The organism is Rahnella inusitata (assembly GCF_003263515.1).
GTDB classification, from domain to species: Bacteria; Pseudomonadota; Gammaproteobacteria; order Enterobacterales; family Enterobacteriaceae; genus Rahnella; species Rahnella inusitata.
Genome location: NZ_JYDE01000004.1, coordinates 55,785 through 81,735, shown reverse-complemented (window position 1 = coordinate 81,735; position 25,951 = coordinate 55,785). Strand labels below are relative to the sequence as shown.

Genomic DNA, 25,951 nt, shown 5'->3' with positions numbered 1-25,951 from the left:
CTTCCTCCCCCTTCGCAGGGGGAGGTGCAGTTATGAGCTTTTACTTCACTTGCATCCCCGGCTGTGCGCCGGAATCCGGGCTGAGCAGGAAGATGTCTTTCCCACCAGGACCCGCTGCCATCACCATCCCTTCGGAGATACCAAAACGCATTTTACGCGGTGCAAGGTTTGCGACCATGATGGTCAGGCGGCCTTCCAGCAGTTTTGGATCAGGATATGCAGAGCGAATGCCGGAGAAAATCTGGCGCGTTTCGCCGCCCAAATCGAGTTGCAGCCGCAGCAGTTTGTCCGAACCTTCCACGAAATCAGCACTTTTAATCAGCGCGATCCGCATGTCGACTTTAGCGAAATCATCAAAGGTGATGGTTTCCTGAATCGGGTCATCCGCCAGCGGACCTGTCACTACGGTCGCGTTCGCCGCCGCAATATCTTCTTTTGAGGCATCGACCATCGCTGCCACTTTATCCAGCTCAATGCGGTTAAACAGTGCTTTGAATGGATTGACCTGGTGCGACAGCAACGGCTGAGCAATGGAATCCCAGCTCAGTTCGTTGTTAAGGAATGCTTCGGTCCGTTCGGCCAGCGAGGGCAGAACCGGTTTCAGGTAGGTCATCAGCACACGGAACAGGTTAATGCCCATTGAGCAAATCGCCTGCAAGTCAGCGTCGCGGCCATCCTGTTTTGCCACTACCCACGGTGCCTGCTCATCCACATAACGGTTAGCCAGATCGGCCAGCGCCATGATTTCACGGATGGCGCGACCAGACTCGCGGCTGTCGTAGGCCTGCGCGATGCTTTCCGCCGCATCGGTGAAGGTTTTGTACAGCGCTTCGTCAGCCAGCTTATCTGCCAGTTTGCCGTCAAAGCGTTTGGCGATAAAACCGGCATTACGGGACGCCAGATTCACCACTTTGTTGACGATATCGGCATTCACGCGCTGCACGAAATCTTCCAGATTCAGGTCGATATCGTCGATACGCGAAGACAGTTTGGCGGTGTAGTAATAACGCAGGCAGTCCGCATCCAGATGGTTCAGATAGGTGCTGGCCTTGATAAACGTGCCGCGCGATTTAGACATCTTCGCACCGTTAACCGTGACGTAACCATGAACGAACAGATTGGTCGGTTTACGGAAATTACTGCCCTCAAGCATCGCCGGCCAGAACAGGCTGTGGAAATAAACGATGTCTTTACCGATGAAGTGATACAGCTCGGTGGTGGAATCTTTTTTCCAGAACTCGTCGAAGTTCAGATCGCCGCGACGGTCGCACAGGTTTTTGAATGAACCCATGTAGCCGATTGGCGCATCCAGCCAGACGTAGAAAAATTTGCCCGGCGCATCCGGAATTTCGAAACCGAAGTAAGGCGCATCACGGGAGATATCCCACTGTTGCAAGCCGGATTCAAACCATTCCTGCATTTTATTGGCGACCTGCTCCTGCAATGCGCCGGAACGGGTCCACGCCTGCAACATGGCGCTAAATTCTGGAAGGTCGAAGAAGTAGTGCTCGGACTCACGCATGACCGGCGTCGCGCCGGACACCACGGATTTCGGCTCGATCAGTTCAGTCGGGCTGTAAGTCGCGCCGCAAACTTCGCAGTTATCGCCGTACTGATCCGGTGATTTACATTTCGGGCAGGTGCCTTTGACGAAGCGGTCAGGCAGGAACATGCCTTTCTCCGGATCGTACAGCTGAGAAATGGTGCGATTCTTGATGAAGCCATTTTCTTTCAGACGACCATAAATCAGCTCGGACAGCTCACGGTTTTCGTCGCTGTGCGTGGAGTGATAGTTGTCGTAGCTGATGCCAAAGCCGGCGAAATCTTTCTGATGCTCCTGGCTCATTTCGGCAATCATCTCTTCCGGCTTAATACCGAGTTGCTGAGCTTTCAGCATAATCGGCGTGCCGTGCGCATCGTCCGCACAGATGAAGTGCACCTCATGGCCGCGCATTCGCTGGAAACGAACCCAGACGTCAGCCTGGATGTGCTCGAGCATGTGACCGAGATGGATGGATCCGTTGGCGTACGGAAGTGCACAGGTTACCAAAATTTTTTTCGCGACTTGAGCCATAGTAAGAGCTTGCTTTCTGTTGTTGAAATCAGGGGGATTGATGTTAACCGAAAGCGCCGCCCCTCGTAAACAAACGGGGGATCTCTGCATGAACCTTCTGTTATGCTATTTAAAGAATAAGTCGTTTAATAAATAGTCTGATAACCAGTTTCAAGGAGCCGGGATGACATCTCAATCCCCACAGCAGACCACCCCCGCGGGGCTGCGCGCACTAGTGACCGGCGTACTGGCCACCTTTCGTCATTCAACCCTGCAAAAAGATCTCAACGCCATTAAGGCATTGCATCATTGCGTGTTAATGGACGACGTTTTACATATCGACCTGACGCTGCCCTTCGCCTGGAAAAGCGGTTTTGAGATTTTGAAAGAGGAAACCAGCGGCGAACTGCTGCGGGTAACCGGTGCATCGGCAATCCAGTGGACCCTGCGTCACGACATCGCCACCCTGAAACGAGCCAATGATCAGCCGGGTATTAAAGGGGTGCGCAATATTCTGGCGGTCAGTTCGGGAAAAGGCGGCGTCGGGAAATCGACCACTGCGGTGAATCTGGCGCTGGCGCTGGCGGCTGAGGGCGGCAAAGTCGGGATTCTTGATGCGGATATTTACGGACCGTCGGTGCCAAATATGTTGGGTACTGAAGATGAACGCCCGACGTCACCGGATGGCGTACACATGTCGCCGATTATGGCGCATGGTCTGGCGACCAACTCGATTGGTTATTTGGTTACTGATGAAAATGCCATGGTCTGGCGTGGTCCGATGGCCAGTAAGGCACTGATGCAGATGTTGCAGGATACGCTGTGGCCGGATCTGGATTATCTGGTGATCGACCTGCCGCCGGGTACCGGTGATATTCAACTGACGCTCTCGCAAAACATTCCGGTGACCGGGGCAGTGGTTGTCACCACGCCGCAGGACATCGCGTTGCTTGATGCCATGAAAGGGATCGTGATGTTTGAGAAAGTGCATGTGCCGGTGTTGGGCATTATCGAAAACATGAGCATGCACGTGTGTAGCAACTGTGGCCATCACGAACCGATATTTGGCACCGGTGGCGCCCAGCGTCTGGCAGAGAAATATCGCTGTGAGCTGCTGGCGCAATTACCGCTGCACATCTCACTACGGGAAGATTTAGATCGCGGCGAGCCGACGGTCGTTTCGAATCCTGAGAGCGAATTTACAACGATTTATCGTGAACTGGCATCAAAAGTGGCGTCACAACTGTTCTGGAAGGGCGATGCAATTCCGACAGAAATCGCTTTCCGCGCAGTTTAATCTCTCAACTCAGCGATTTATTGCCCGATGTCAGCGATTACACAGCCTTAACGCTGGCATCAGGCAGTGTCTTGAACTTATAATTGCCGCGTTCAAAGCACATATCTGTGTTTGCCTTCCAACTTCCAAATCAGGTCTTTAATTTTATGTCTGACAAATTCCATCAGTGTGTCATCGTAGGTATCGCTGGCGCATCTGCTTCGGGAAAAAGCCTTATCGCCAGTACGTTATACCGTGAACTTCGTGATCAGGTAGGCGATGAGCACATCGGGGTGATCCCCGAAGATTGCTACTATAAAGACCAAAGCCATATGACCATGGAAGAGCGGGTCAAAACCAACTACGACCATCCGAGTGCGATGGATCACAATTTGCTGTTTCAGCACTTACAGGCGCTGAAATCAGGTCAGGCAATTGAACTGCCGAGCTACAGCTTTATTGAACACACCCGGCTTGCCGAAACGGTGACGCTGAAACCGAAAAAAGTCATCATTCTTGAAGGGATCCTGCTGCTGACTGACGTGCGTCTGCGCCAGGAAATGAACTTCTCTATCTTCGTCGATACACCTCTTGATATCTGCCTGATGCGCCGCATGAAGCGTGATGTCAACGAACGTGGCCGTTCGATGGATTCCGTGATGGCGCAGTATCAGAAGACCGTCCGCCCAATGTTCCTGCAATTTATCGAACCTTCCAAACAATACGCAGACATCATTGTGCCGCGTGGCGGAAAAAACCGGATTGCGATTGATATCTTAAAGGCAAAAATCAGCCAGTTTTTCAATTAATCGCCATGCTGTAGAAAACATACCGGAGAAACGATGAGACTTTGCGATCGAGATATAGAAGCCTGGCTGGACAGTGGCAAATTAGGGATTTCACCGCGTCCGCCCGTTGAACGTATTAACGGTGCTACAGTAGATGTGCGTCTGGGCAATGGCTTTCGCGTATTTCTCGGGCACAACGCCGGTTTTATCGATCTGAGTGGTCCGAAGGACGAAGTCAGCGCCTCTCTCGATAAAGTGATGAGTGATGAAATTGTTTTGCCGGAAGGTGAAGCGTTCTTCCTGCATCCAGGTGAACTGGCGCTTGCCGTGACGTTTGAAACGGTTTCTATACCCGATGATCTGGTCGGCTGGCTGGACGGGCGCTCATCGCTGGCGCGTCTGGGTTTAATGGTTCACGTCACTGCGCACCGCATCGATCCCGGCTGGCAGGGGCGTATCGTGCTGGAATTCTATAATTCCGGCAAATTACCCTTAGCACTTCGTCCCGGCATGCTGATTGGCGCACTCAGTTTCGAGCCGTTATCTGGCCCGGCAGCGCGTCCTTATAACAGCCGTCAGGATGCGAAATATCGCGACCAGCAAAGTGCGGTTGCCAGCCGTATTGATGAAGACTGATACAGCTTTTTTATCTGCAAGCCGGATAAAAACGTGAGGAAGGCATGAGAAGACTACTGACGACACTGGTGATTTTACTGGTGGTTATCATTGCCGGCATGACTTCGCTGGTGTTTCTGATTAACCCGAACGACTTCCGCCAATATATGGTGGAAAGGGTTGAGATGAAAAGCGGCTATCAGCTGGCGATCAACGGCTCACTGCGCTGGCATGTCTGGCCTCAGCTGAGCATTATCGCCGGACAAACAACGCTGACCGCGCCCGGAGCGAAAGCGCCGGTGGTCAGCGCCGAAAACATGCGGCTGGATGTCAAACTCTGGCCGCTGCTTTCTCATCAGCTCGCGGTGAAGCAGGTCCTGCTAAAAAATGCAGTCGTTCGTCTTACGCCGGATAGTGAAGAGAATCAGCCTGACGCTCCTGTCGCGCCTTCCACACCAACGCCTGTTGCGCCGGTAACGCCGACCCTCGAGGCGGGCTGGAAATTTGATATCGATAAATTAAGCGTTGTCGACAGTCTGCTTATCTGGCAACGCGGCAATGATGATGTCATCAACGTTCGCGATATCAATATGCAGATGGAGAAAGATGCCAACCGACAGGCAACTCTTCAGCTTTCCAGCCGCATCAGTCGTAATCAGCGCGATCTCGCTTTCACGATGAAAGCTGAACTGGATATGCAGCATTATCCGCAGGCCTTTGCGGCGAATATCAGCAAGTTTAGCTATCAGCTAAACGGCGCAGATATTCCGGTTAAGGGCGTGCAGGGTAACGGTGCAATGCAGGCCAGCTATCAGCGCGATACCGACACTGTCACGCTGAGCCAGCTGGATTTAACCGCCAACGATAATCAGGTCTCTGGCACTGCCTCGGCCACACTCGGAGGCAGCACTAATTATCAGCTGGATTTAACCGCTAACAAACTCGACCTTGATGCGCTCAGCGGATGGCAGCCTAAAACCGATGAACAGACAACGGAAAACGCGCCCTCCGTGACATCCGCGCCGGTGATTGCCCGAGATGTTGACGACCAGCCGAACGGGTTGAGCAGTTTGCAGAACTTTAATGCCAGGCTGGCCTTGAAAGTCGCTGATTTAACCTATCGTGGTATGAAGATCCAAAATCTGGCGCTGAATGCAGACAATCAGCAGGGTCAGGTTAAGTTATCTACCTTTAGCGGCATTATGGGCAGCGGGAAATTTTCACTGCCCGGTGATATGGACGTGACCGGTAAACAGATTCAGGTGCACCTGATGCCGGATGTGGACAAAATCGAGCTGGGTGATTTGCTGGCGGCCTATGGTCTGCCGAAAGCGCTGACCGGCAGTTTCTCGATGAAAGGCGATGTTAACGGCAAAGGGCTTTCTGCCGCGGATTTCGCACGACGCTGGCAGGGGGAAGGGCAGCTTTCAATGGATAATGCTCACCTCAATGGCATTAATATTCAGCAGCTTATTCAGCAGGCCGTTGCACGCAGCAGCGACAAGGTGCAGGGGCTCGAGCGCTACGATCACTATAGCCAGATTGATACGCTCAAAGCTGAAGGCAAGCTTGCCGATGGCACACTGACGCTCACTAATCTTCAAGGTCAGTCGCCGATGGTGAATGCGAAAGGGAACGGTAGCATCGACATGGCCGATCAGCAGGTAGATATGAACTTACTGATCCGCGTCACAGGTGGCTGGAAAGGTGACAGCAATCTGATCAATACGCTCAAAACGACTGACATTCCTTTGCGCGTTTACGGTCCGTGGTCGCAGATGGGTTATCAGTTGCAGGTTGATCAGGTGCTGAGGCGCACGCTGGAACAAAGCGCCCGCAGCGCGATTCAAAACTGGATTGATAAGCGTAAAGACAGTAAAGAAAACGAAGATGTGCAGAAGTTTCTGAATAAGTAACGCGTTACCCACGTCTTTCGAATATAAAAAACGGGTGCCTGAATCAGGCACCCGTTTTTTTTAATTCAGCTTCAGACTTCGTAGTCGTTATCCTCAGCTGTTTTGAGAGGAGTAATTTTCACTTTCAAAATACGATGGCTGCTGACATCCAGCGGTTCGAACAGATAGTCGTGAATGGTAATCTGCGCGCCCACCTGTGGGATGCTCTGCGTATGCTCCATCAGCAGCCCGGCGAGCGTGTGGTATTCACGTTTCTCATCAACCGGCAGGGGAATGTACATCACCAAATCCTCAAGCGGCATGTAGCCGTTAGCAATCCAGGTGCCATCTTCCAACTGCTGTATGTCATGGCGCGCATCCGGCGTTTCATCAGATTCAGGCAGGTTACCGGCGATCGTTTCCATGACATCCGTCAGCGTCACGATCCCTTCAACTGAACCGAACTCATCCACCACAAACGCAAAATGCGTTTTCGCCTGACGGAACTGTTCCAGCGCCATCAACAGGGAAAGCTGCTCCGGGAAAATCAGCGGCTGACGGATCAGCGCTTTAAGATCTAACTCATTTTCCAGCAGTTGCTGTTTGAGCAAGTCCACAACGTGCACAACGCCCAGCGGTTCATCAGTCGAACTGTCTTCAGTCACCAGCATGCGGGTGTGCTGATTATTGGCAATTTGCTGCGTCAGCACGTCAACCGGGTCATTCAGTTCAAGATTATCGACATCATGCCGCGAGGTCATGACACTGCTGACGGTGCGCTGCCCGAGCCCGAGAACACGTTCAATCATATGGCGTTCCTGCTGATTGAAAATCGCATCCTCTTCATTAGCGCTGTCAGCGATCATGCTGGAGGAATGGGCATCCAGCTCGGCTTCTTCATGTTTACCGCGAAGAACGCGAAGTACCGTTTCTGCAGTACGTTCACGCAATGAACGGCGTGAAGATAAAAAGCGTCGGCGGTTGAACTGTGCCAGCTGGTTCAGTGCTTCGATAATTACCGAGAAACCAATGGCCGCGTACAGATAACCTTTCGGGATCGCATAACCAAAGGCCTCAGCGACCAGACTGAAGCCGATCATCAGCAGGAAACTGAGACACAAAATCACAATCGTCGGGTGTGCATTCACAAAGCGCGTAAGCGGGCGGCTTGCCAGCAACATCAGCCCGATGGCGATACAAACCGCGACCATCATGACGGCTAAATGATCGACCATCCCGACAGCAGTAATGACGGAGTCCAAGGAGAAGACGGCATCCAGAACCACAATTTGCGCGACTACCGCCCAGAATTTGGCTCCCGTATGCTGTTGCGTTTGTTCCTCATCCTTCCCTTCAAGCCGTTCATTCAATTCCATGGTGGCTTTAAAGAGCAGGAACACCCCGCCGGTTAGCATGATCATATCTCTGGCACTGAACGCATGCCCGAGCACAGTAAGCAGGGGGCGAGTGAGCGTAGATAGCCACGAAATACAGGCCAGCAGCAATAAGCGCATCACTAATGCGAGTAAAAGCCCGGTAACACGGGCCTTGTCACGCTGCTGGCGCGGAAGTTTTTCAGCCAAAATGGCGATAAAAATAAGATTGTCTATGCCCAGAACAATTTCGAGTACTACCAGGGTAGCCAGCCCGGCCCAAATCGACGGATCGGCGATCCATTCCATATTGCGTTTTTCACCTTTAGTTACACGGCGGTTGCCGCACGGTGAATAATGGGCGTCAGGCGCGGAAAATTCAAATCTAAAACAGCAGGGTACCTTAAGAAAAGTGGAGCAAAGTAGGCTTAGGGGGACTCGATAAATATGAGTTATCGATCTGATTTGGAAAGCAGCAATTTGTGATGATAAAATCGTCGAACAGGTTCAACATTCCTAAATTTGAGTCTTTAGCTTACCGTTTGGTGCTGCTTACTGGTATCGTAATCACATAGACAGGCTATGTACTTGATGTTCTGAAGTTCGCAGTATGGTTTTCCTAAACGAAACGACAGGGACTATACTCGGTAAAGAAAAATATCGTGCTGGGCAATAAGTTTGTATTTTCAATTTCAGTCTGGTGAACTCATTGTGATTACTCACGTTAACCGACTGGATTTACACACAATAGGTTTCAAGGAGTATCCTTTACAATGTTAAAAGCTGTTATCCCTGTTGCCGGTCTGGGCACACGTATGTTGCCAGCGACGAAAGCAATTCCGAAAGAAATGCTGCCAATCGTCGATAAGCCTCTGATCCAGTACATCGTTAACGAATGTGCTGCGGCGGGCATCAAAGAAATCATTCTGGTTACGCATTCCTCAAAAAATGCCATCGAAAACCACTTCGATACCTCATTTGAATTGGAAAGCATGTTGGAAACACGCGTTAAGCGCCAGCTGCTTGAAGAAGTTCAGTCCATCTGTCCTAAGGGTGTGACGATAATGAACGTGCGTCAGGGGCAGTCAAAAGGCCTGGGTCACGCAGTTCTTTGCGCTAAGCCATTGATTGGCAATTCACCTTTTGCGGTTATTCTGCCTGACGTCCTGATGGATGATTCCACCAGCGATCTGCGCAAGGATAACCTTGCCGCTATGTTGACCCGTTTCAAAGAAACAGGTAACAGCCAGGTTATGGTTGAAGAAGTGCCGGAAGAAGACGTGTCTAAATACGGTGTTGTCGACTGTAATGGGGTTGAAGGTGAACCTGGTAAAAGTACACCAATGACCGCAATCGTTGAAAAACCTGAGCGTAAAGATGCACCGTCTAACCTGGCGGTAGTAGGGCGCTATGTCTTCTCCGAAGATATCTGGCCACTGCTGGCAATTACTCCTTATGGTGCAGGCAACGAAATTCAGCTGACAGATGCTATTGCCCTGTTGATGAAGAAGAAAACCGTTGAAGCCTTTACCATGACTGGCCGTTCACACGACTGTGGTGACAAACTCGGTTACATGAAAGCCTTTGTTGAGTACGGCGTACGTCATAACTCACAGGGTGATGCTTTTAAAGCATGGCTGAAAGAGTTTACAGGCGAGTAATAGCGCTCAAGACCTGTATGGAAAGCACCATCTTGATGGTGCTTTTTTATAGCTGAAATTAGTGGTTATGCAATTAATACACCTGCCCAGAATGCCCCCTAGGCAGCTTTATGAATATCGAATGATGCGCAGGAATAATAAATAACCGGTCACCCAGTTTATAAGTAATTATGTTTATTGCATTTAAATCGAATTCATAAATGCCTTGTACGTTATCTAAGCAATGATGTCGTTAAAACATACATTTACCAACGAAAAGATAGGATTAAGGCTGCGTTCTGCGAAGTATTGAGCTAGGCTATATCAGTAATTTTCATGCCGGGCGATGTGTTTAAAAATTATACTCTTGATTGACAATTTTAAGCAGCTGATCAAGTAATTGTTGTGGAAAGATACGCAGGCTCTCTGATATTGCTTTGAATCATCTACGATGTTATTTCATATAGGCTATTGAATATCTTATATAAAAGCCTGATGTTGAAATTTTTGTGTTATCAGGACCAGACATCTTCAACGCTTACCATCGTAATTGACGTGTCAGTATCAACGCGCAGACGGATTTTTAAGATGATTACATGTTGCTATCAAACATAATTAGGTTAAAAATTGCCAGTTGAGTTTTGTCAGACAGGTTTATCGAGATAGCTGCCTGGTGTTGTACATGGTTTAAGGTTTGTTTCAACTAGGTATGTAGGATAAGTGCATTGGTAGCTTGTGAGCCAAGGGCGGTAGCGTGGTTTTTAACCATTTCCGGCTGTACGCAAGCGACAAAGTGGATATGTTTTCCGAAACTATATGGATAACACATTCAGATAAGTTAAGTACATAACCTAAATAATAAATTTAAAAATTGATTAAAATACTAAATTCTTAAAAAACACCGCTTAGTTAGCGTTATTAATAAAGCTTGAAGTAATTTAAAACATTAATCGATTGAACATGGTGCGGTCATGCAAGAATATATTATAATATTTTTCAGTGCGTTAGCTTCATTATTTGTTGCCCGTAAAATTGCGCGTCGTGTTGGGTTGGTAGACAAACCTAATGCGAGGAAACATCACAATGGGCATATTCCTCTGGTCGGGGGCGTTTCAATATACATATCTATTTGGGTATTGTTTTTCTTGCAGCCTGATTGGTTCCCAAATTTTAGCTATTACATCATTTGTACCAGCTTACTATTACTTGTCGGCGTCCTGGATGATCGTTACGATTTGCCTGTTACACCCCGTATAGCTTTGCAAGCATTTGTGGCCATAGTCATGATGTTTAGTGGATTACATCTTGCTTCACTCGGTGATATTTTCCTGGGTTACCCGGTTGGTTTAGGTATTTTGGGATATGTAGTGACAATATTCGCCGTTATGTGTGCAATTAATGCCTTCAATATGGTGGATGGAATTGACGGATTGCTTGGTGCTTTATCTTGCGTCAGTTTTGCCTCGTTAGGTGTAGCCTTTTCACTACATAATAACTTTGAACTGGCGCAGTGGTGTATTTGTCTGACAATAGCCTGTATCCCTTACATACTGCTGAACTTAGGCATCCCGTGGGGACGTAAATTTAAAGTCTTCATGGGGGATGCCGGAAGTACTTTGATTGGATTTACCGTTATCTGGTTAATTATTCTGGCAACGCAGGGGACTACAGCAATATTACATCCGGTTACTGCACTATGGATCATCGCAGTGCCACTGATGGATATGATCCGTGTGATGGTTGCGAGAGTACGCAGGGGAGACAGCCCTTTTAAACCGGACCGTGAGCATTTACATCATATTCTTTTGAAATACGGTTTCAGGCATTCTACTGCATTGATAATAGTGTTAGCGATATCTATTTCATTTTCGGTAGTGGGTATTTTTGCCGATTATAAAAACTACAATCAGCTTGCCGTTCTGGTTTTCTTTATTCTCTGTTTTGTGGCGTTCGTATTGTTCATTAATAAACTTGCCAGAACAGGCGCGCTCAAAGAGAATAACTGCTAAGCCAAAGCTAACCTATTTAAAATAAAGATGTTATTTGTTAAAGAGAGACTATAAATGAAAATTTTAGTTACTGGTGGTGCCGGTTTTATTGGTTCTGCAGTTGTTCGTCATATAATAAATAATACCAATGACAGCGTTATCAACGTTGATAAACTCACATACGCTGGGAATCTTGAATCAGTTGAGAAGGTATCTGATAACGAACGCTACACTTTTGTTCAGGCAGATATTTGCGATAAGATCGCTCTTGATCAGATTTTTGTAACACATCAACCTGATGCGGTAATGCATCTCGCTGCAGAAAGTCACGTTGATCGGTCTATCACCGGCCCAGCTGATTTCATCGAGACTAACATCGTAGGGACTTATACCCTGCTTGAAGCAACTCGCGCATATTGGTCGCAGCTGACTCAGGAAAGAAAAGACGTTTTCCGCTTCCATCATATTTCTACAGATGAAGTCTATGGTGATTTACCCCATCCTGATGAGTGGCAAAGCCAGGAGGCACTGCCTCTGTTCACCGAAAAGACGCCTTACGCGCCAAGTAGCCCTTACTCCGCATCTAAAGCCTCAAGCGACCATCTTGTTCGTGCATGGCAGCGTACCTATGGCCTGCCATGTATTGTGACTAACTGTTCAAACAACTACGGTCCATATCACTTTCCTGAAAAACTCATTCCATTAGTCATCCTTAACGCACTGGAAGGCAAAAATCTGCCGATTTACGGTAAGGGCGATCAGATCCGTGACTGGTTGTACGTTGAGGATCATGCGCGCGCGCTTTATACCGTCGTCACCGAGGGTGTAATTGGTGAGACCTATAACATCGGTGGGCACAATGAGAAGAAAAATATCGACGTAGTGCTGACCATTTGCGGTTTGCTTGATGAAATTGTCCCAAAAGACGTTTCCTATCGCGAACAAATCACTTACGTCGCCGATCGCCCTGGTCATGACCGTCGTTATGCCATTGATGCAGATAAAATTAATCAGGAATTAAACTGGAAGCCACTTGAAACGTTTGAAAGTGGTATTCGTAAAACAGTTCAATGGTATTTAGATAATAAGAAGTGGGTTGATAACATCAAAAGCGGTGCTTATAAATCTTGGGTTGAGCAGAATTATGGAGATCGCAAATAATGGATATTCTTCTGTTTGGCAAAACAGGCCAGGTAGGTTGGGAATTACAGCGCGCTCTGGCTCCTTTAGGAAATGTGATTGCCCTTGACGTGCATTCAAAAGAATACTGCGGTGATTTCAGCAATCCAGAAGGGATAGCTGAAACAGTTCGCCGTATTAAACCTGATGTTATCGTGAATGCTGCTGCACATACCGCAGTTGATAAAGCAGAATCAGAACCTGATTTCGCCCAATTGCTGAATGCGACGAGTGTTGAAGCGATTGCAAAAGAGGCTGCCTTAATCGGTGCATGGTTAGTCCATTATTCTACTGATTACGTGTTCCCAGGCGACGGTGATAAACCCTGGTCAGAAGATGATGCAACCGGACCATTGAATACCTACGGTGAAACCAAGCTTGCCGGTGAAATTGCTGTTCAGAAGCATTGCCCTAAGCACCTGATTTTTCGCACAAGCTGGGTATATGCTGGCAAAGGGAATAACTTTGCAAAAACCATGCTTCGTCTTGCAAAAGACCGGGAAGAGCTTTCAATTATCAATGACCAGTTTGGTGCGCCAACCGGTGCTGAACTTCTCGCCGACTGTACCGCGCATGCTATAACAACCGCAATGCGCAAGCCTGAAGTAGCCGGTCTGTATCATCTTGTTGCCTCTGGCATAACGACCTGGTTTGATTTTGCAAATGTGGTCTTCACTGAAGCGCAAAGTGCGGGTTATGAACTCGCGTTAAAGCAAACTCATCCGGTTGCAACGAGCGCATATCCTACGCCCGCCCGACGCCCAAATAATTCACGTCTTGATAATAGTAAGTTTCAACAGACCTTTGATTTAACACTGCCACGCTGGGATGTCGGGGTTAAACGCATGCTCGCTGAATTGTTCACACCTTCGGGTCTGTAATAGTCACTAGTTAAATAATTATTGCCCGTTAAAGGGCAGCGACAAAATTGAGAGCTTAAAATGACCACACGTAAAGGTATTATTCTCGCTGGCGGATCAGGCACGCGCCTGTACCCGGTGACAATGGCAGTCAGTAAACAACTGTTACCTATTTATGATAAGCCGATGATCTATTACCCGATCAGCACCCTTATGCTGGCCGGTATCCGCGATATTCTCATTATCAGTACACCCCAAGACACACCACGTTTTGAGCAACTGCTGGGCGACGGTAGTCAGTGGGGATTAAACCTGCAGTATAAAATTCAAGAAAGCCCTGATGGTCTTGCTCAGGCTTTTGTTATTGGCGAAGAGTTTATTGGTGATGATGATTGTGCACTGGTACTCGGTGACAACATTTTCTACGGGCATGATTTACAGAAACAGTTAGAGGCTGCTGTAGCCAAAGAGTCTGGTGCTACCGTGTTTGCTTATCATGTCCATGATCCGGAACGTTACGGCGTGGTGGAGTTTGATAAAGAAGGTAAAGCTATCTCTCTCGAAGAAAAGCCATTAGAACCAAAAAGCAATTATGCGGTTACGGGGCTTTACTTCTACGATAACAGTGTTGTCAAAATGGCTAAAGGATTGAAGCCATCACCACGTGGTGAATATGAGATCACTGACATAAACAGATTATATCTCGAAGAGGGGCGTTTATCGGTTGCCATGATGGGACGTGGATACGCATGGCTGGATACCGGCACGCATCAGAGTTTAATCGAAGCGAGTAATTTTATTCAGACTATTGAACTTCGTCAGGGGTTAAAAGTTGCGTGCCCTGAAGAGATCGCCTTCCGCAAAGGTTTTATCGATGTAGAGCAGGTTAAGAAATTGGCTGCCCCATTAATTAAAAATGATTACGGCAAATATTTGTTGAAGATGATTAAAGGTTATTAAAACTCATGCAAATTATTAAAACTGAAATTCCAGATGTATTGATTTTAGAACCTAAAGTATTTGGTGATGACCGTGGTTTTTTCTTTGAGAGCTTTAATCAAAAAGTTTTTGAAGATGCCGTGGGTTACAAAGTTGATTTCATTCAAGACAATCATTCCAAATCGACTGAAGGCGTCCTTCGCGGACTTCACTTTCAACTCCCACCATTTGCGCAAGCTAAATTAGTCCGCTGCGTAGTGGGGGAAGTGTTTGATGTTGCTGTCGATATCCGCAAGAGTTCACCAACATTTGGTCAATGGGTTGGTGTACATCTTTCTGCTGAGAACAAACGTCAGCTTTGGATCCCAGAAGGTTTTGCTCATGGTTTCCTGGTATTGAGTGAAACTGCAGAATTCGTTTATAAGACAACGAATTATTATTCTCCAACACATGATCGTAGTATTCTTTGGTGTGACGAAGATATTAATATATCTTGGCCAAATATAAATCGAGAGTTTTTACTCTCTGATAAAGATCTAAGTGCTACAAAGCTTAAGACATTATAACGCATAGCTGAGTCATATAATATTATATTACTCAGCTATAAATTTATCTGTAGTGAATATTAGAACTGATGATGACTATATGAGAAAAAAAAATGTGATGAAGTCATTTAAATATGGCTTCGTTTTTTCAATTCTAATAATGGCTATGACATTCTGGGTCAGGAAAGTGTTTTTTGACTCATTAGGTACAGAGTTAACTGGTTATTATCTTCTTATAAACCAAATGTTAGGTTTTTTGAATTTAGCAGAATTAGGATTAGGCACAGCATCTACATATTTACTCTTCAAACCATTAAATGATAATAACAATAGTGTTTTATCCAGCACATTTATTGCAGTAAGGAGTATTTATAATGTGATCCAAAAGGTTATACTCGGTATTGGGTTGATACTATGCTTTCTGTTGCCATATATAGTCAAATCAAGTATCGATTTTTATAACCTTTATCTGCCGTGGATACTTTTCGTTTTTAGCACCTCATTATCATATAGTTATAGCGCTGAATCAATTCTGTTAACTGCTGACCAAAAAGTATATTACTTAAGGTTAATAAATGGTGTTGCTAGAGTTACCTGTTTTTTATTACAAATTGCTGCTTTGAAACTCAATTATGGTTTTATTGTTTTTAGTATGTTGGAAGTGATGTCAGTAAGTGTTCAAATGTATTTTTTCAAAAAAATTGTAAAACAACAATATACATTGAACTCAGAGATTGAAAAGAATGTAAATGTTATAATAAAGAAAAATATTTTTGCTGAAATAAAAAAAACGTTTATACATAAAATATCCGGCGTTCTCATTTTCAACACTGATTACATTATCATTTCTATTTTTCTTGGGTTGTCTTCGGTAACTTCATACTCCTCATATATAATGCTTGCGCAAGCGATGTCATTCATAATAACTACGCTGAGTGTGCCACTTAACTCTGCACTAGGTAACTATCTTCATGAGAAAGGAAGTGATGCTACCTATGAGAAATTTGTACAAATAAACGTAATATTCATGTGCTGGGCATCAATATTCTCCTTTTGTTATTTCACCGTCTCTAGTAATTTAATAACACTTTGGTTAGGTGAAGATGTTGTATTGCCTCAAACAGTAGTCTCGCTCTTGGCACTAAACTGTTTTTGCCTCATAGCCAGAACATCGGTTGATATTTTTAAAGTTGCATACGGATATATGTCTGATACGCATCTGCCAATTATGGAGGGATTGCTTAATCTGATATTTTCCTTAATCTTGGTACATTTTTTTGGTATCAAAGGTGTGGTTATTGGTACGATAATTTCAAATATATGCATTGTAATGGCGGCGAGACCATACTATTTGTATAAAAAAGCTTTTGGAAAAACGACTTCTGAATTTGTAAAACATCATATATTAGTCTGGTCATTATCTTTGATATCAATTGTTACGCTTTATTTGGTTTTAATCAATCAGTTGAATGTCTTAGATAAATTCCACACAGGTAATTTGTTTGATTTTATTATTAATTGTATAATATTAGGGGTTTCAGCCTCTATTATATCAGGAGGAGTCTTTCTTGCAGGTAGTAAAGCACTTCGTGAATTATTAAAACAGCATTTCTTCAACAGGACTTGAAATGAACAAACAAATTCCTATTGTTATTATGACAAGAAATGAAAACGGATTGTTGAGAAAGTGTATAGACTCACTATTACAAACCATTACATGCTCATTTCATATATACATAATAGATAATAACTCTAATGAGCAAGAGCAAATTGGTTTGCTCAACGAATATTCTACGCATGAAAATATAACAGTTATTAAAAATAATAATAACCTATGGGTTCTTGGGTTGAATAATCACTTAAGGAATATTAAGAATCTCAGTAATTCTGAGTATTTTGTCATGACCGATGGGGACGTTGAGTTTAAAAATAATAATGATACAACCTGCTGGTTACTAGATTTAATAAGTTATATGGAACAATTTAGATGCCTTGGTAAAATTGGCATTTCACTGAATTGGGATTTAATTGCTGAAGACCCTTTCTATAAGGAGATCTATGAGCAAGAGCGTAAATTGTATAATGAAGATAAAAAAATTGGGCCGCTATATATATCGCCTGTAGATACAACTGCCGCAATTTATCGATGGGATTGGTCGATAACAGGCTATGAATTTTATCCAGATCATATAAGATATCTTCGTCCTGAACTTTATTCATGTCGAACACCAAGGACATTTACAGCTGAACATCATGGTTGGATAAATTATAAACTTCAATCTGAAGCATCAAAAGTCGAAGAGAAAATAAAATGCTTTACCCTCATGGGGGCAGATATGAAAGCTACTCAATTGAACAGAGTTAGCAATAAAATAAGAGTTTATAATAAACTTTTAGCAAGGCCTATGAAGTTATTTTGGGGGGCGCGGAGGCGTTATTTTTTGCTTAAATATATTCTCCGTAAAGGGATGAGAAAATTTGATAACCACTAGTAGGAATTAAATGTTAATTTATATTATCTTGTTATTAGTGTTAGTTGTAAATTGTTGCTTTGAGAACAATAAGAAACTGTTTAATTTTTCAATTTTTATTCTTTTCATTGTGGCTGCATTGAGAAGTGATGATGTTGATCGAGATTATAAAACATACATTAGCATATATGAGTACTTGATTAATGGGGATTCTTATACAATAGAGCCAACATTCATATTGTTAACTTATATTTCGCATGTAATTACAGGTTCTTATTTTTTTATATTTGTAATTTATGCAGCGTTAGCATTACATTATAAATCCAAATACATCAGATATTTCTCTCCTTATATTTGTTTGTCGTTGCTAATATATTACTCGAACTTTTATTTTGTTCATGAGTTGACGCAAATAAGGATAGGGGTTGCTAGTGCGATCGGTTTCTATTCATTGAAGTATATAATTGATGGAAGAAAGAATAAATTTATTGCGTTTGTATTAGTTGCAACACTTTTCCATTTTTCTATGATAATACTTCTGGTTTCATTGATGTTCGACACCAAAAGGATTAGCAATAAATTCATATTCAGTTCTTTTCTGTTAATCATTATTAGCTATAGCATTATAATATTAAACTTTAATCCTTTAGAAATATTAAGATATATTCCTATTTCAGTGTTACAAGAGAAGTTAACCATTTATAAATACCAAACTGCTAATGGAATGGTTGAGGCGGTTAATGTATTTTCTGCATTACAGGTGATCCATATAGGGGTGTTGATAGTTGTTTTCTGTAATGCTAATAAATTTGATGACAATCCATCAATGGTCCTGTTGTGCAAATTATATTCTTTATCACCTATTAGCTTAGCTTTACTTTCTTCATTACCTGCATTTGCAATACGTATTAGCGAGCTTTTTTCAGTAGCTGATATTATTGTTTTACCTATTCTTGCACTCTATTGTAAGCAAAGGAAAATTGCTAGATTTGCAGTTGTTTTATTAGCCGTTTTGGTGTTTTTTATGAATTTATATCACAATGAAATTGTAAAAGGTTACAGTATATAAATGAACGAAAAAATATTGCCAATAGTTGTTTTATATAAAAAAGAACTTCAGTATGCCGATAGTATTAACTCACTCTTAGAAGGTGATGTTGATGGGTGCATTACTGATATTTTTGTTTATGATAACTCTCCCAAACAACATTCAAATGCAGCGCCTGTTAGTGGGATTTATAAAAATAGAAATGTAATATACATTCATGATCCTAAAAACTCTGGAGTGAGTGCGGCATATAATTCAGGCATGCATAAAGCTAAATGTTTAGGTTTTAAATATGTATTGCTATTAGACCAAGATACTATCTTCCCAGTGGATGCTATGGGTGTTTATTTTCAATCAATTAAAGATAATCCTGGTATTAATCTCCATGCTCCAAAATTGCTTACGTTGAACGGTGAATTTTGTTCACCTCTAAGATATGCAATGCATCGTGGTTTTGTTACAAATGAATTAGACCCTGGAGTTTATTCGCTTGATAAATACTCTCCCATCAATAGCGGAATGCTTTTAGATGTGAAGATGGCTATTTCAGTTGGAGGATATAACAAAGCAGTATATTTGGATTTCAGCGATTTCCAGTTTATTGAGCGACTCAAGGATAAGTCTAAAGAATTTTACTTAATGCCGTTGACATTAAAACAGGATTTATCTAACGAAGATGAAAATCACAAAAATCTCTTAAATAGATATGCTATTTATTGTGAATGTGCTCGCAATTGTGAAAGATTAACTGTTTATGATGACTTTATCTATTTTATGATGGTTTTCATAAGAGCTATCAAATTGACTATTAGAACCAAAAAATTAAAATTCTTGCCAGTTTTTTATAAAAAATATGTGAGAGGAATAAAATGATTTCTGTTTGTATCCCAACTTATAATGGCGAGAAATATATAAAAGAACAAATCAACAGTATACTTCCTCAACTTTCATTAACTGATGAAATAATAATATCAGATAATTATTCCACAGATAATACTCTGGAAGTGATTAAAGAAATTAATGACAATAGAATTAAAGTATATCTATTCCGTCCTGAGGAAAAATTGCAATCGAAAATAAATACCTTAACAAAGGTCTCCCTCAATGTGCAAAATGCTTTAGAAAAAGCTACTGGTGACTATTTGTTTCTTTCAGATCAAGATGACATTTGGCTTGAAGGGCGTGTAAGTGAGACTATGCCTTTATTGAAAGATGATAAGGCTACTGTTGTAGTATGCAACTGCAGAGTTGTTGATGAAAATAATAAGACACTTATAGACTCTTATTTTTCATATATTAAACCTAGTGCGAGTATTATACGGACTCTCCATAAAAGTTCATTCCACGGCTGTTGTATGGCATTCAATAGATTTGTTATTAGCAAAGCATCACCCTTCCCAAAATATGCTGTCGGTCACGATCTCTGGCTTGGTGTTGTTGGGTCTTACTATGGTCAAGTGCATTTCGTTAATAGACCGTTAGTATTATACAGACGGCATAGCTCAACCGTGACGACTACAGGATTTGACAGTAAAAGATCCTTTTGTGACAAAGTCAAATATCGATTATTAATTTTACTTTCAATCTTCAAGGGTATTATCCTGAAGTAATAAATTTTCTTTTGAAGAAAAGGTTGTTTTGTGAAAATTGCGCATGTTCAAGTTATTCCTAAATTGTCAGGAGTTCAACAAATCACACTTGACATACTTTCCGGTCTAAATGATATACAGAATCCTATTGAAAAAATAGTAATTTGTGGTGAATTAATTGAGAATGAGTTTGTAGAAGCTTTTGTTAAAGAGGGTATTGAAATAATATCAATACCTTCGATAAAAAGAAGTATTGGCTTTCATGACATAAAGTGCTTTATTGATTTATATAAATTATTTAAAAAAAATAAATTCGACATAGTTCATACTAATTCGACTAAACCAGGGATTATTGCTAGAATTGCTGCGAAATGTGCTGGTATAAAAAAAATCATACATACAGTTCATGGTATAGCGTTTCATGCACACACCCATATACTCATAAGGATTTTTTACTATATTCTAGAAAATATAGCGACACTTTTCGGAGATATAAATATCACCGTTAATAAAAAATATACAAAATACTATCCGCTGGTGAAAAGTGTTGTTATATATAATGGTGTCGATTTCGAGAAGTTAAATCCTATAAATACTGACAAAAATGGTGAAATACATTTCGCATTTCTTGGCCGTTTAGATGAACAAAAAAACCCTCTCGAATTTATTCAAGCAGTTGATATTGTTTTAAAAAAATACACTGGAGAAAAAAAACTGCGTTTCAGTCTTGCAGGTGATGGTGATCTTCGAAATGATTGCGAATTAATGATTAGCAAATTAGCATTGGCAGAATATTTACAAATGCCCGGTTGGGTTAAAAATAAAGATAATTTTTTTAATGATGTCGATGTACTTTGTCAACCCTCTAAATGGGAAGCATTTGGGCTCGTATTTGTTGAGGCTGCATATTATTCTATTCCATCTATTGCCACAAGTGTTGAGGGTATCCCGGAGGTTGTTTTAGATGGACATACAGGAATTCTATACCAATGTGGCGCGGAGCAGTTGGCGAACTGTATGATAAAATATATAGAATCACCTGCGCTCATAGCTCAGCACGGAGAGAATGCGAAAGGATATGTAACTGAAAATTTTAGCAAAGAAAAAATGTTAAATGAATACTCTGCAGTGTATTTTAAATAATCTCATCAAGTTTTGTGTAAGTTAATAAATCACTTGGGCTGACCTATGAATTATTTTAAACGGGAATGCGTGCCTTTTATTTTCCCATTACTACCAGTTCTTGCGCTAACAATATCATTGCTTATATTCCACTCTACTAATTTTGAATTGTCATTTATTATATTCTTGGAAATAACTTTCTTCTACTTTTCAATTATACTATTGAAAGATGGTTTCATCAGATCATCACTATGGGTATTGTATTGTGTAGTCGTTGCAATACAAATCAGTTCAATAATAAACACTGGTGGATACATAATTCCATTAACGCTGTCGAATTTATCTGAATTTAGAGCTGTAGGTCATAGTGTGCAATTTCAAGTGGGGGCTATCGTACTATTATATATACTCGCGACAGTTCCTTTATTCTTTTTAAGAGGTGGCTTATCATTCAGACGTTGGTATTTCTGTGTTTTTGTTTTTATTTTTACTCCTGGCCCAATACATAAATTTATCTTTTCTGGATATGAGTATTACAAACAACTCACCTACAAACCCAATTACAATTATCCTGAAGTTGCAAAAAAATATCTGAAATTTGATGTATATAATCGCAGTGATTTATCTTCATTTTTTCCTAAAGGTAAGCCTAAAAACGTTATCGTTATATTTACAGAGGGAATGTCCTCAAAAGTAATCGATAAAGAAAATGGACTCGGACTGAATGTAACACCAAACATTGACTCATATTATAAAGAGGGTTTGGTTTTTGAGAATTATTTTAATCATACCGCTGCCACATTTCGTGGATTAAGGGGGCAACTCAGTTCTGCATATCAATATAAAGATGGTGTCGATAGCAAGGGCGAGGGTTTTTTCCAAATTAAAAGTGAGAAAATTTCTGAAATCTATGATCATCGTTTAATTTCATTGCCTGAAATTCTAAATGCAAATGGATTTAGCACTTATTTCATAGCCAGCACCGAAACTAAAAGTAACTTAAATGCTTTGGTTAGTTCTATGCCATTTAAAAAAGTTTATGGTATGGAGGACTTTGATTGGCACATAAATGATAGAATGTCAGATAAGAAAATATTCTCTGCATTAAAAACCGTTGTTTCAGCGCAATCTCTAAAACCGTTCTTCATTGGTATGTACTCTTCAGGTACACATCACGGCATGGATAGCCCTGATGAGAAATATCAAAAGGGAACCAACCCCTTTTACAACAAATTCTATAACTATGATTTTCAATTGGGCGAATTTGTCTCATGGTTTAAAAAAAGTCAGTACTTCGATGATACAGTTCTGATTATAACGGCTGATCATTCAACATTCCCCGTTCCGGAGTTTAAAAAAAGTTTTAATACTTCAACTGATTTTTTTGTCGATACTATACCGCTCGTTATGATAGGTGGGGGGATAGTGCCAAAAATAGTTAATGCCACAGGAAAAAACAGTCTATCGTTGGCTCCAACTATTTTACAAATTCTTAATATTAATAATTCACCTAACTATTTTTTGGGCTGTTCATTATTCGACTTGAAATGCTCGAGTAAATTTTCTAACCTCTCAGTAATTGGTGATTCGTATTACCGAATTAATCTATCTAGCGATTCCCATTATAGAGCTGATCAAATAGATAGTGTTCCTGATGTTGCCGATTTTTACAATGTCAGTGGCTAATTTATATCTCCACCAACTTAGGATTAATTTCCGTTAAAGGAACTCAATTTCAGTCTGAAATTCAGACATACAGAGTCTCTATCGCATCAATCGCTATCTCGGGAATCATAAGGTGAGTTAACATGGTTACTACACTTGTGCTGTGGGGAGAGTCCTCACAGGTGTCACTTTCAGACAGGAGTTGCTAATGTCCAAACAACAGATCGGCGTTGTCGGTATGGCGGTCATGGGCCGTAACCTCGCGCTTAACATCGAAAGCCGTGGTTATTCCGTTTCCATTTTTAACCGTTCTGGCGACAAGACTGATGAAGTCATCGCAGAAAACCCGGGTAAAAATCTTGTACCGCACTACACCGTTGAAGAGTTTGTTGACTCGCTGGAAAAACCACGTCGTATCTTGCTGATGGTGAAAGCCGGTGAAGCAACTGACAAAACCATCGCATCCCTGACTCCGCACTTGGATAAAGGCGACATCCTCATCGATGGCGGCAATACCTATTATAAAGACACTATTCGCCGTAACCGCGAACTGTCCGAGCAGGGCTTTAACTTCATTGGTACCGGTGTATCCGGCGGTGAAGAGGGCGCACTGAAAGGCCCATCCATTATGCCTGGCGGACAGAAAGAAGCGTATGCGCTCGTTGCTCCGATTCTTGAAAAAATCGCAGCCCGTGCTGATGATGGCGATGCTTGTGTTGCTTACATCGGTGCTGATGGTGCAGGTCACTACGTTAAGATGGTTCACAATGGCATCGAATACGGTGACATGCAGCTGATTGCTGAAGCCTATTCATTGCTGAAACAGTCTCTGAACCTGAACAACGAAGAGCTGGCGTCCACCTTCGCAGATTGGAACAAAGGCGAGCTGAACAGCTATCTGATCGACATCACCAAAGATATCTTCACCAAGAAAGATGAAGAAGGTAAATATCTGGTAGATGTGATTCTGGATGAAGCAGCGAACAAAGGTACTGGTAAATGGACCAGCCAGAGCTCTTTGGATCTTGGCGAGCCACTGACGCTTATCACCGAGTCTGTCTTTGCCCGTTACCTGTCTTCTTTGAAAGATCAACGTGTCGCAGCATCTAAGGTGCTTTCTGGCCCGGCTGTTAAAACTTTCGAAGGCGATAAAGCAGAGTTCATCGAGAAAGTACGTCGCGCTCTTTATCTGGGCAAAATCGTTTCCTATGCTCAGGGCTTCTCACAGTTGAAAGCGTCTTCTGACGAGAACAACTGGGATCTGAACTACGGCGAAATCGCGAAGATTTTCCGTGCCGGTTGTATCATCCGCGCTCAGTTCCTGCAGAAAATTACCGATGCTTATGCGGAAAACGCATCTATCGCTAACCTGCTGCTGGCTCCGTATTTCAAAAATATTGCTGACGAATATCAGCAAGCGCTGCGTGACGTGGTGTCTTATGCTGTTCAAAACGGTATTCCTACGCCAACCTTCTCCGCTGCTATCAACTACTATGACAGCTACCGTTCAGCAGTTCTGCCAGCTAACCTGATCCAGGCACAGCGTGATTACTTCGGTGCACATACTTACAAACGCACTGACAAAGAAGGCGTATTCCACACCGAATGGTTGGGTTAAGTTCTTCTTTTACTGATCATTAAAACTGACGGCCCTTTACGGGGCCGTTTTTTTTCGACATAACTTTGTTTTGGAAACCTGCACTGGCAGTTACTACTTTCCAAAAATCTGTTTAATTAGTTTCATTTTTCGGGCTAATCTCATAAAAAACCCACATTGCGGATGAGTTTTTATCTCTAACTTGTTTATAATGCATACATAAATTGAATGTAAGTAAGTGGAAATTTCTAGGGCAATTATGAATCAAAACAATAATAGTATGACTAAAAATCAGCTCAATAAATCATCTGATGAAATTGATTTAATGGATCTGGTTGTACAGTTGTGGCGTGGGAAATGGCTGGTTTTATCTTTTGCCGTAGCCGCCATCATCATCGCAATTATTTATATCTTTGTTGCCAAAGAGAAATGGACTTCTGAAGCGATAGTGACCTACCCCGACTCAGGGCAAATCGCTGACTATAACAATGCGATGAGTGTTTTATATGGCCAGAATCCCTCTAATGCGCCAACGGTTGTTGATGTTCAACAGCGTTTTTTTGGTCGTTTTAACTCCGCTATTTCGGCTTTGTCCGAGCAACTCGCTAATCAGGCTAATCCTGAAAAGTTGACTATTGCCCCAGCAGTGAAAGACCAGCCTGTGCCGCTCAAAATTAGTTATACCGCAGCAACAGCGGGAGAGGCGCAAAAAACGCTCACTACTTATATTCAGCAAATCAATAAACGTTCTGTAACTGAACTTGATAACGACTTACAAATTAGTATTAGCTCGAAAGTCGAGGATCTGAAAGGGGATTTAGCGACTAAAGAAAAAGTTGCTCAGGAGAAAAAAGATAAACGCTTGGAAATTCTCAATCAGGCTTTAGTCGTTGCACAACAATCCAATATTAAAAATACGGTTGTGCAGCAGGCAGAGACGCTGTCAGAAGATACGTTATTTGTTCTGGGGAGTGATGCACTTACTTCCATCATCAAGAATGAAGCTACGCGTCCGTTACCTCTGGATGAAGCCTACTACAATACACGCCAGACACTCCTGGCGATCAGTGCATTGAAGTCTAAACCTGATTCAACTTATTCTTTACGCTATGTGATGAAACCCAATCTGCCTATCCATCGTGACAGCCCGAAGAAGGGGGTCATCTTAGTATTGGCAACCCTGATCGGCTTAATTCTGGGATCGGGTGTTGTGTTAGGTCGCAACGCTATCAGAAATTATTCCCGCTGATCAATTAGTCCGGTCTGAGAAATAAAAAGCCGCCAATGCTTACGCAAAGGCGGCTTTTT

At 42.7% G+C, this 25,951-nt stretch carries 21 protein-coding genes; 19 read left to right on the top strand and 2 right to left on the bottom strand.

The window, feature by feature from the left end:
- Positions 1 to 40: 40 nt before the first annotated feature.
- Positions 41 to 2,074, bottom strand: a complete 2,034-nt coding sequence (gene metG, locus TU92_RS02580; RefSeq protein ID WP_112164402.1) for a methionine--tRNA ligase — start codon at positions 2,072 to 2,074, stop codon at positions 41 to 43.
- Between the two features lie 163 nt (positions 2,075 to 2,237).
- Here metG and apbC point away from each other — a divergent pair, with 163 nt between their 5' ends.
- The 4 genes from apbC to asmA all read left to right on the top strand — a co-directional run bounded on the left by apbC (position 2,238) and on the right by asmA (position 6,648).
- Positions 2,238 to 3,350, top strand: a complete 1,113-nt coding sequence (apbC, locus tag TU92_RS02575; protein ID WP_112164401.1) for an iron-sulfur cluster carrier protein ApbC — start codon at positions 2,238 to 2,240, stop codon at positions 3,348 to 3,350.
- A 146-nt stretch (positions 3,351 to 3,496) separates the two neighbouring features.
- Complete coding sequence (gene udk, locus TU92_RS02570; RefSeq protein ID WP_056769536.1) at positions 3,497 to 4,138, top strand: uridine kinase; 642 nt, start codon at positions 3,497 to 3,499, stop codon at positions 4,136 to 4,138.
- Between the two features lie 33 nt (positions 4,139 to 4,171).
- Entirely contained in the window at positions 4,172 to 4,753 is a 582-nt protein-coding gene (gene dcd, locus TU92_RS02565) for a dCTP deaminase (protein ID WP_056769537.1), read from the top strand.
- Between the two features lie 44 nt (positions 4,754 to 4,797).
- Positions 4,798 to 6,648 carry an outer membrane assembly protein AsmA gene (gene asmA, locus TU92_RS02560; RefSeq protein WP_112164400.1) on the top strand — a complete coding sequence of 617 codons (1,851 nt, stop codon included), beginning with the start codon at positions 4,798 to 4,800 and terminating at the stop codon, positions 6,646 to 6,648.
- Between the two features lie 71 nt (positions 6,649 to 6,719).
- Here asmA and TU92_RS02555 read toward each other — a convergent pair whose 3' ends face one another.
- Entirely contained in the window at positions 6,720 to 8,309 is a 1,590-nt protein-coding gene (locus TU92_RS02555) for a TerC family protein (RefSeq protein ID WP_112164399.1), read from the bottom strand.
- Between the two features lie 464 nt (positions 8,310 to 8,773).
- Between TU92_RS02555 and galU the strand changes: the two genes are divergently transcribed.
- The 15 genes from galU to wzzB all read left to right on the top strand — a co-directional run bounded on the left by galU (position 8,774) and on the right by wzzB (position 25,892).
- The gene (gene galU / locus TU92_RS02550) at positions 8,774 to 9,661 is read left to right on the top strand and encodes a UTP--glucose-1-phosphate uridylyltransferase GalU (RefSeq protein WP_112164398.1); all 888 of its coding nucleotides are present in this window, start codon (positions 8,774 to 8,776) and stop codon (positions 9,659 to 9,661) included.
- 950 nt (positions 9,662 to 10,611) lie between these two features.
- A complete protein-coding gene (gene wecA / locus TU92_RS02545; protein WP_112164397.1) occupies positions 10,612 to 11,649 on the top strand; it encodes a UDP-N-acetylglucosamine--undecaprenyl-phosphate N-acetylglucosaminephosphotransferase in 1,038 nt (345 codons plus the stop codon).
- 54 nt (positions 11,650 to 11,703) lie between these two features.
- Positions 11,704 to 12,789: a dTDP-glucose 4,6-dehydratase gene (gene rfbB / locus TU92_RS02540; protein WP_112164396.1), complete on the top strand. Its 1,086-nt coding sequence runs from the start codon at positions 11,704 to 11,706 to the stop codon at positions 12,787 to 12,789.
- Complete coding sequence (gene rfbD / locus TU92_RS02535) at positions 12,789 to 13,688, top strand: dTDP-4-dehydrorhamnose reductase (protein WP_112164395.1); 900 nt, start codon at positions 12,789 to 12,791, stop codon at positions 13,686 to 13,688. Before rfbB ends, rfbD begins: the two co-directional genes overlap by 1 nt.
- A 60-nt stretch (positions 13,689 to 13,748) precedes the next feature.
- Complete coding sequence (gene rfbA / locus TU92_RS02530) at positions 13,749 to 14,627, top strand: glucose-1-phosphate thymidylyltransferase RfbA (protein ID WP_112164394.1); 879 nt, start codon at positions 13,749 to 13,751, stop codon at positions 14,625 to 14,627.
- A gap of 5 nt (positions 14,628 to 14,632) precedes the next feature.
- On the top strand, positions 14,633 to 15,172 hold the full coding sequence (gene rfbC, locus TU92_RS02525; protein ID WP_112164393.1) for a dTDP-4-dehydrorhamnose 3,5-epimerase: 540 nt from the start codon (positions 14,633 to 14,635) through the stop codon (positions 15,170 to 15,172).
- A 97-nt stretch (positions 15,173 to 15,269) separates the two neighbouring features.
- Complete coding sequence (locus tag TU92_RS02520) at positions 15,270 to 16,778, top strand: MATE family efflux transporter (protein WP_112164392.1); 1,509 nt, start codon at positions 15,270 to 15,272, stop codon at positions 16,776 to 16,778.
- Between the two features lies 1 nt (position 16,779).
- Positions 16,780 to 17,643, top strand: a complete 864-nt coding sequence (locus tag TU92_RS02515; RefSeq protein ID WP_112164391.1) for a glycosyltransferase — start codon at positions 16,780 to 16,782, stop codon at positions 17,641 to 17,643.
- Positions 17,644 to 17,653: 10 nt separating this feature from the next.
- Positions 17,654 to 18,691: an EpsG family protein gene (locus TU92_RS02510; RefSeq protein WP_112164390.1), complete on the top strand. Its 1,038-nt coding sequence runs from the start codon at positions 17,654 to 17,656 to the stop codon at positions 18,689 to 18,691.
- Positions 18,692 to 19,543: a glycosyltransferase gene (locus TU92_RS02505; protein ID WP_112164389.1), complete on the top strand. Its 852-nt coding sequence runs from the start codon at positions 18,692 to 18,694 to the stop codon at positions 19,541 to 19,543.
- Positions 19,540 to 20,280 carry a glycosyltransferase gene (locus tag TU92_RS02500; protein ID WP_112164388.1) on the top strand — a complete coding sequence of 247 codons (741 nt, stop codon included), beginning with the start codon at positions 19,540 to 19,542 and terminating at the stop codon, positions 20,278 to 20,280. The genes TU92_RS02505 and TU92_RS02500 overlap by 4 nt, the downstream gene beginning before the upstream one ends.
- Before the next feature lie 30 nt (positions 20,281 to 20,310).
- Positions 20,311 to 21,402, top strand: coding sequence for a glycosyltransferase family 4 protein (locus tag TU92_RS02495; RefSeq protein ID WP_112164387.1), 1,092 nt, complete (start codon positions 20,311 to 20,313; stop codon positions 21,400 to 21,402).
- A 45-nt stretch (positions 21,403 to 21,447) separates the two neighbouring features.
- On the top strand, positions 21,448 to 23,067 hold the full coding sequence (locus TU92_RS02490) for an LTA synthase family protein (RefSeq protein ID WP_112164386.1): 1,620 nt from the start codon (positions 21,448 to 21,450) through the stop codon (positions 23,065 to 23,067).
- A gap of 187 nt (positions 23,068 to 23,254) precedes the next feature.
- Entirely contained in the window at positions 23,255 to 24,664 is a 1,410-nt protein-coding gene (gene gndA, locus TU92_RS02485) for an NADP-dependent phosphogluconate dehydrogenase (RefSeq protein WP_112164385.1), read from the top strand.
- 238 nt (positions 24,665 to 24,902) lie between these two features.
- Entirely contained in the window at positions 24,903 to 25,892 is a 990-nt protein-coding gene (gene wzzB / locus TU92_RS02480; RefSeq protein WP_112164384.1) for an LPS O-antigen chain length determinant protein WzzB, read from the top strand.
- Positions 25,893 to 25,951: the final 59 nt, after the last annotated feature.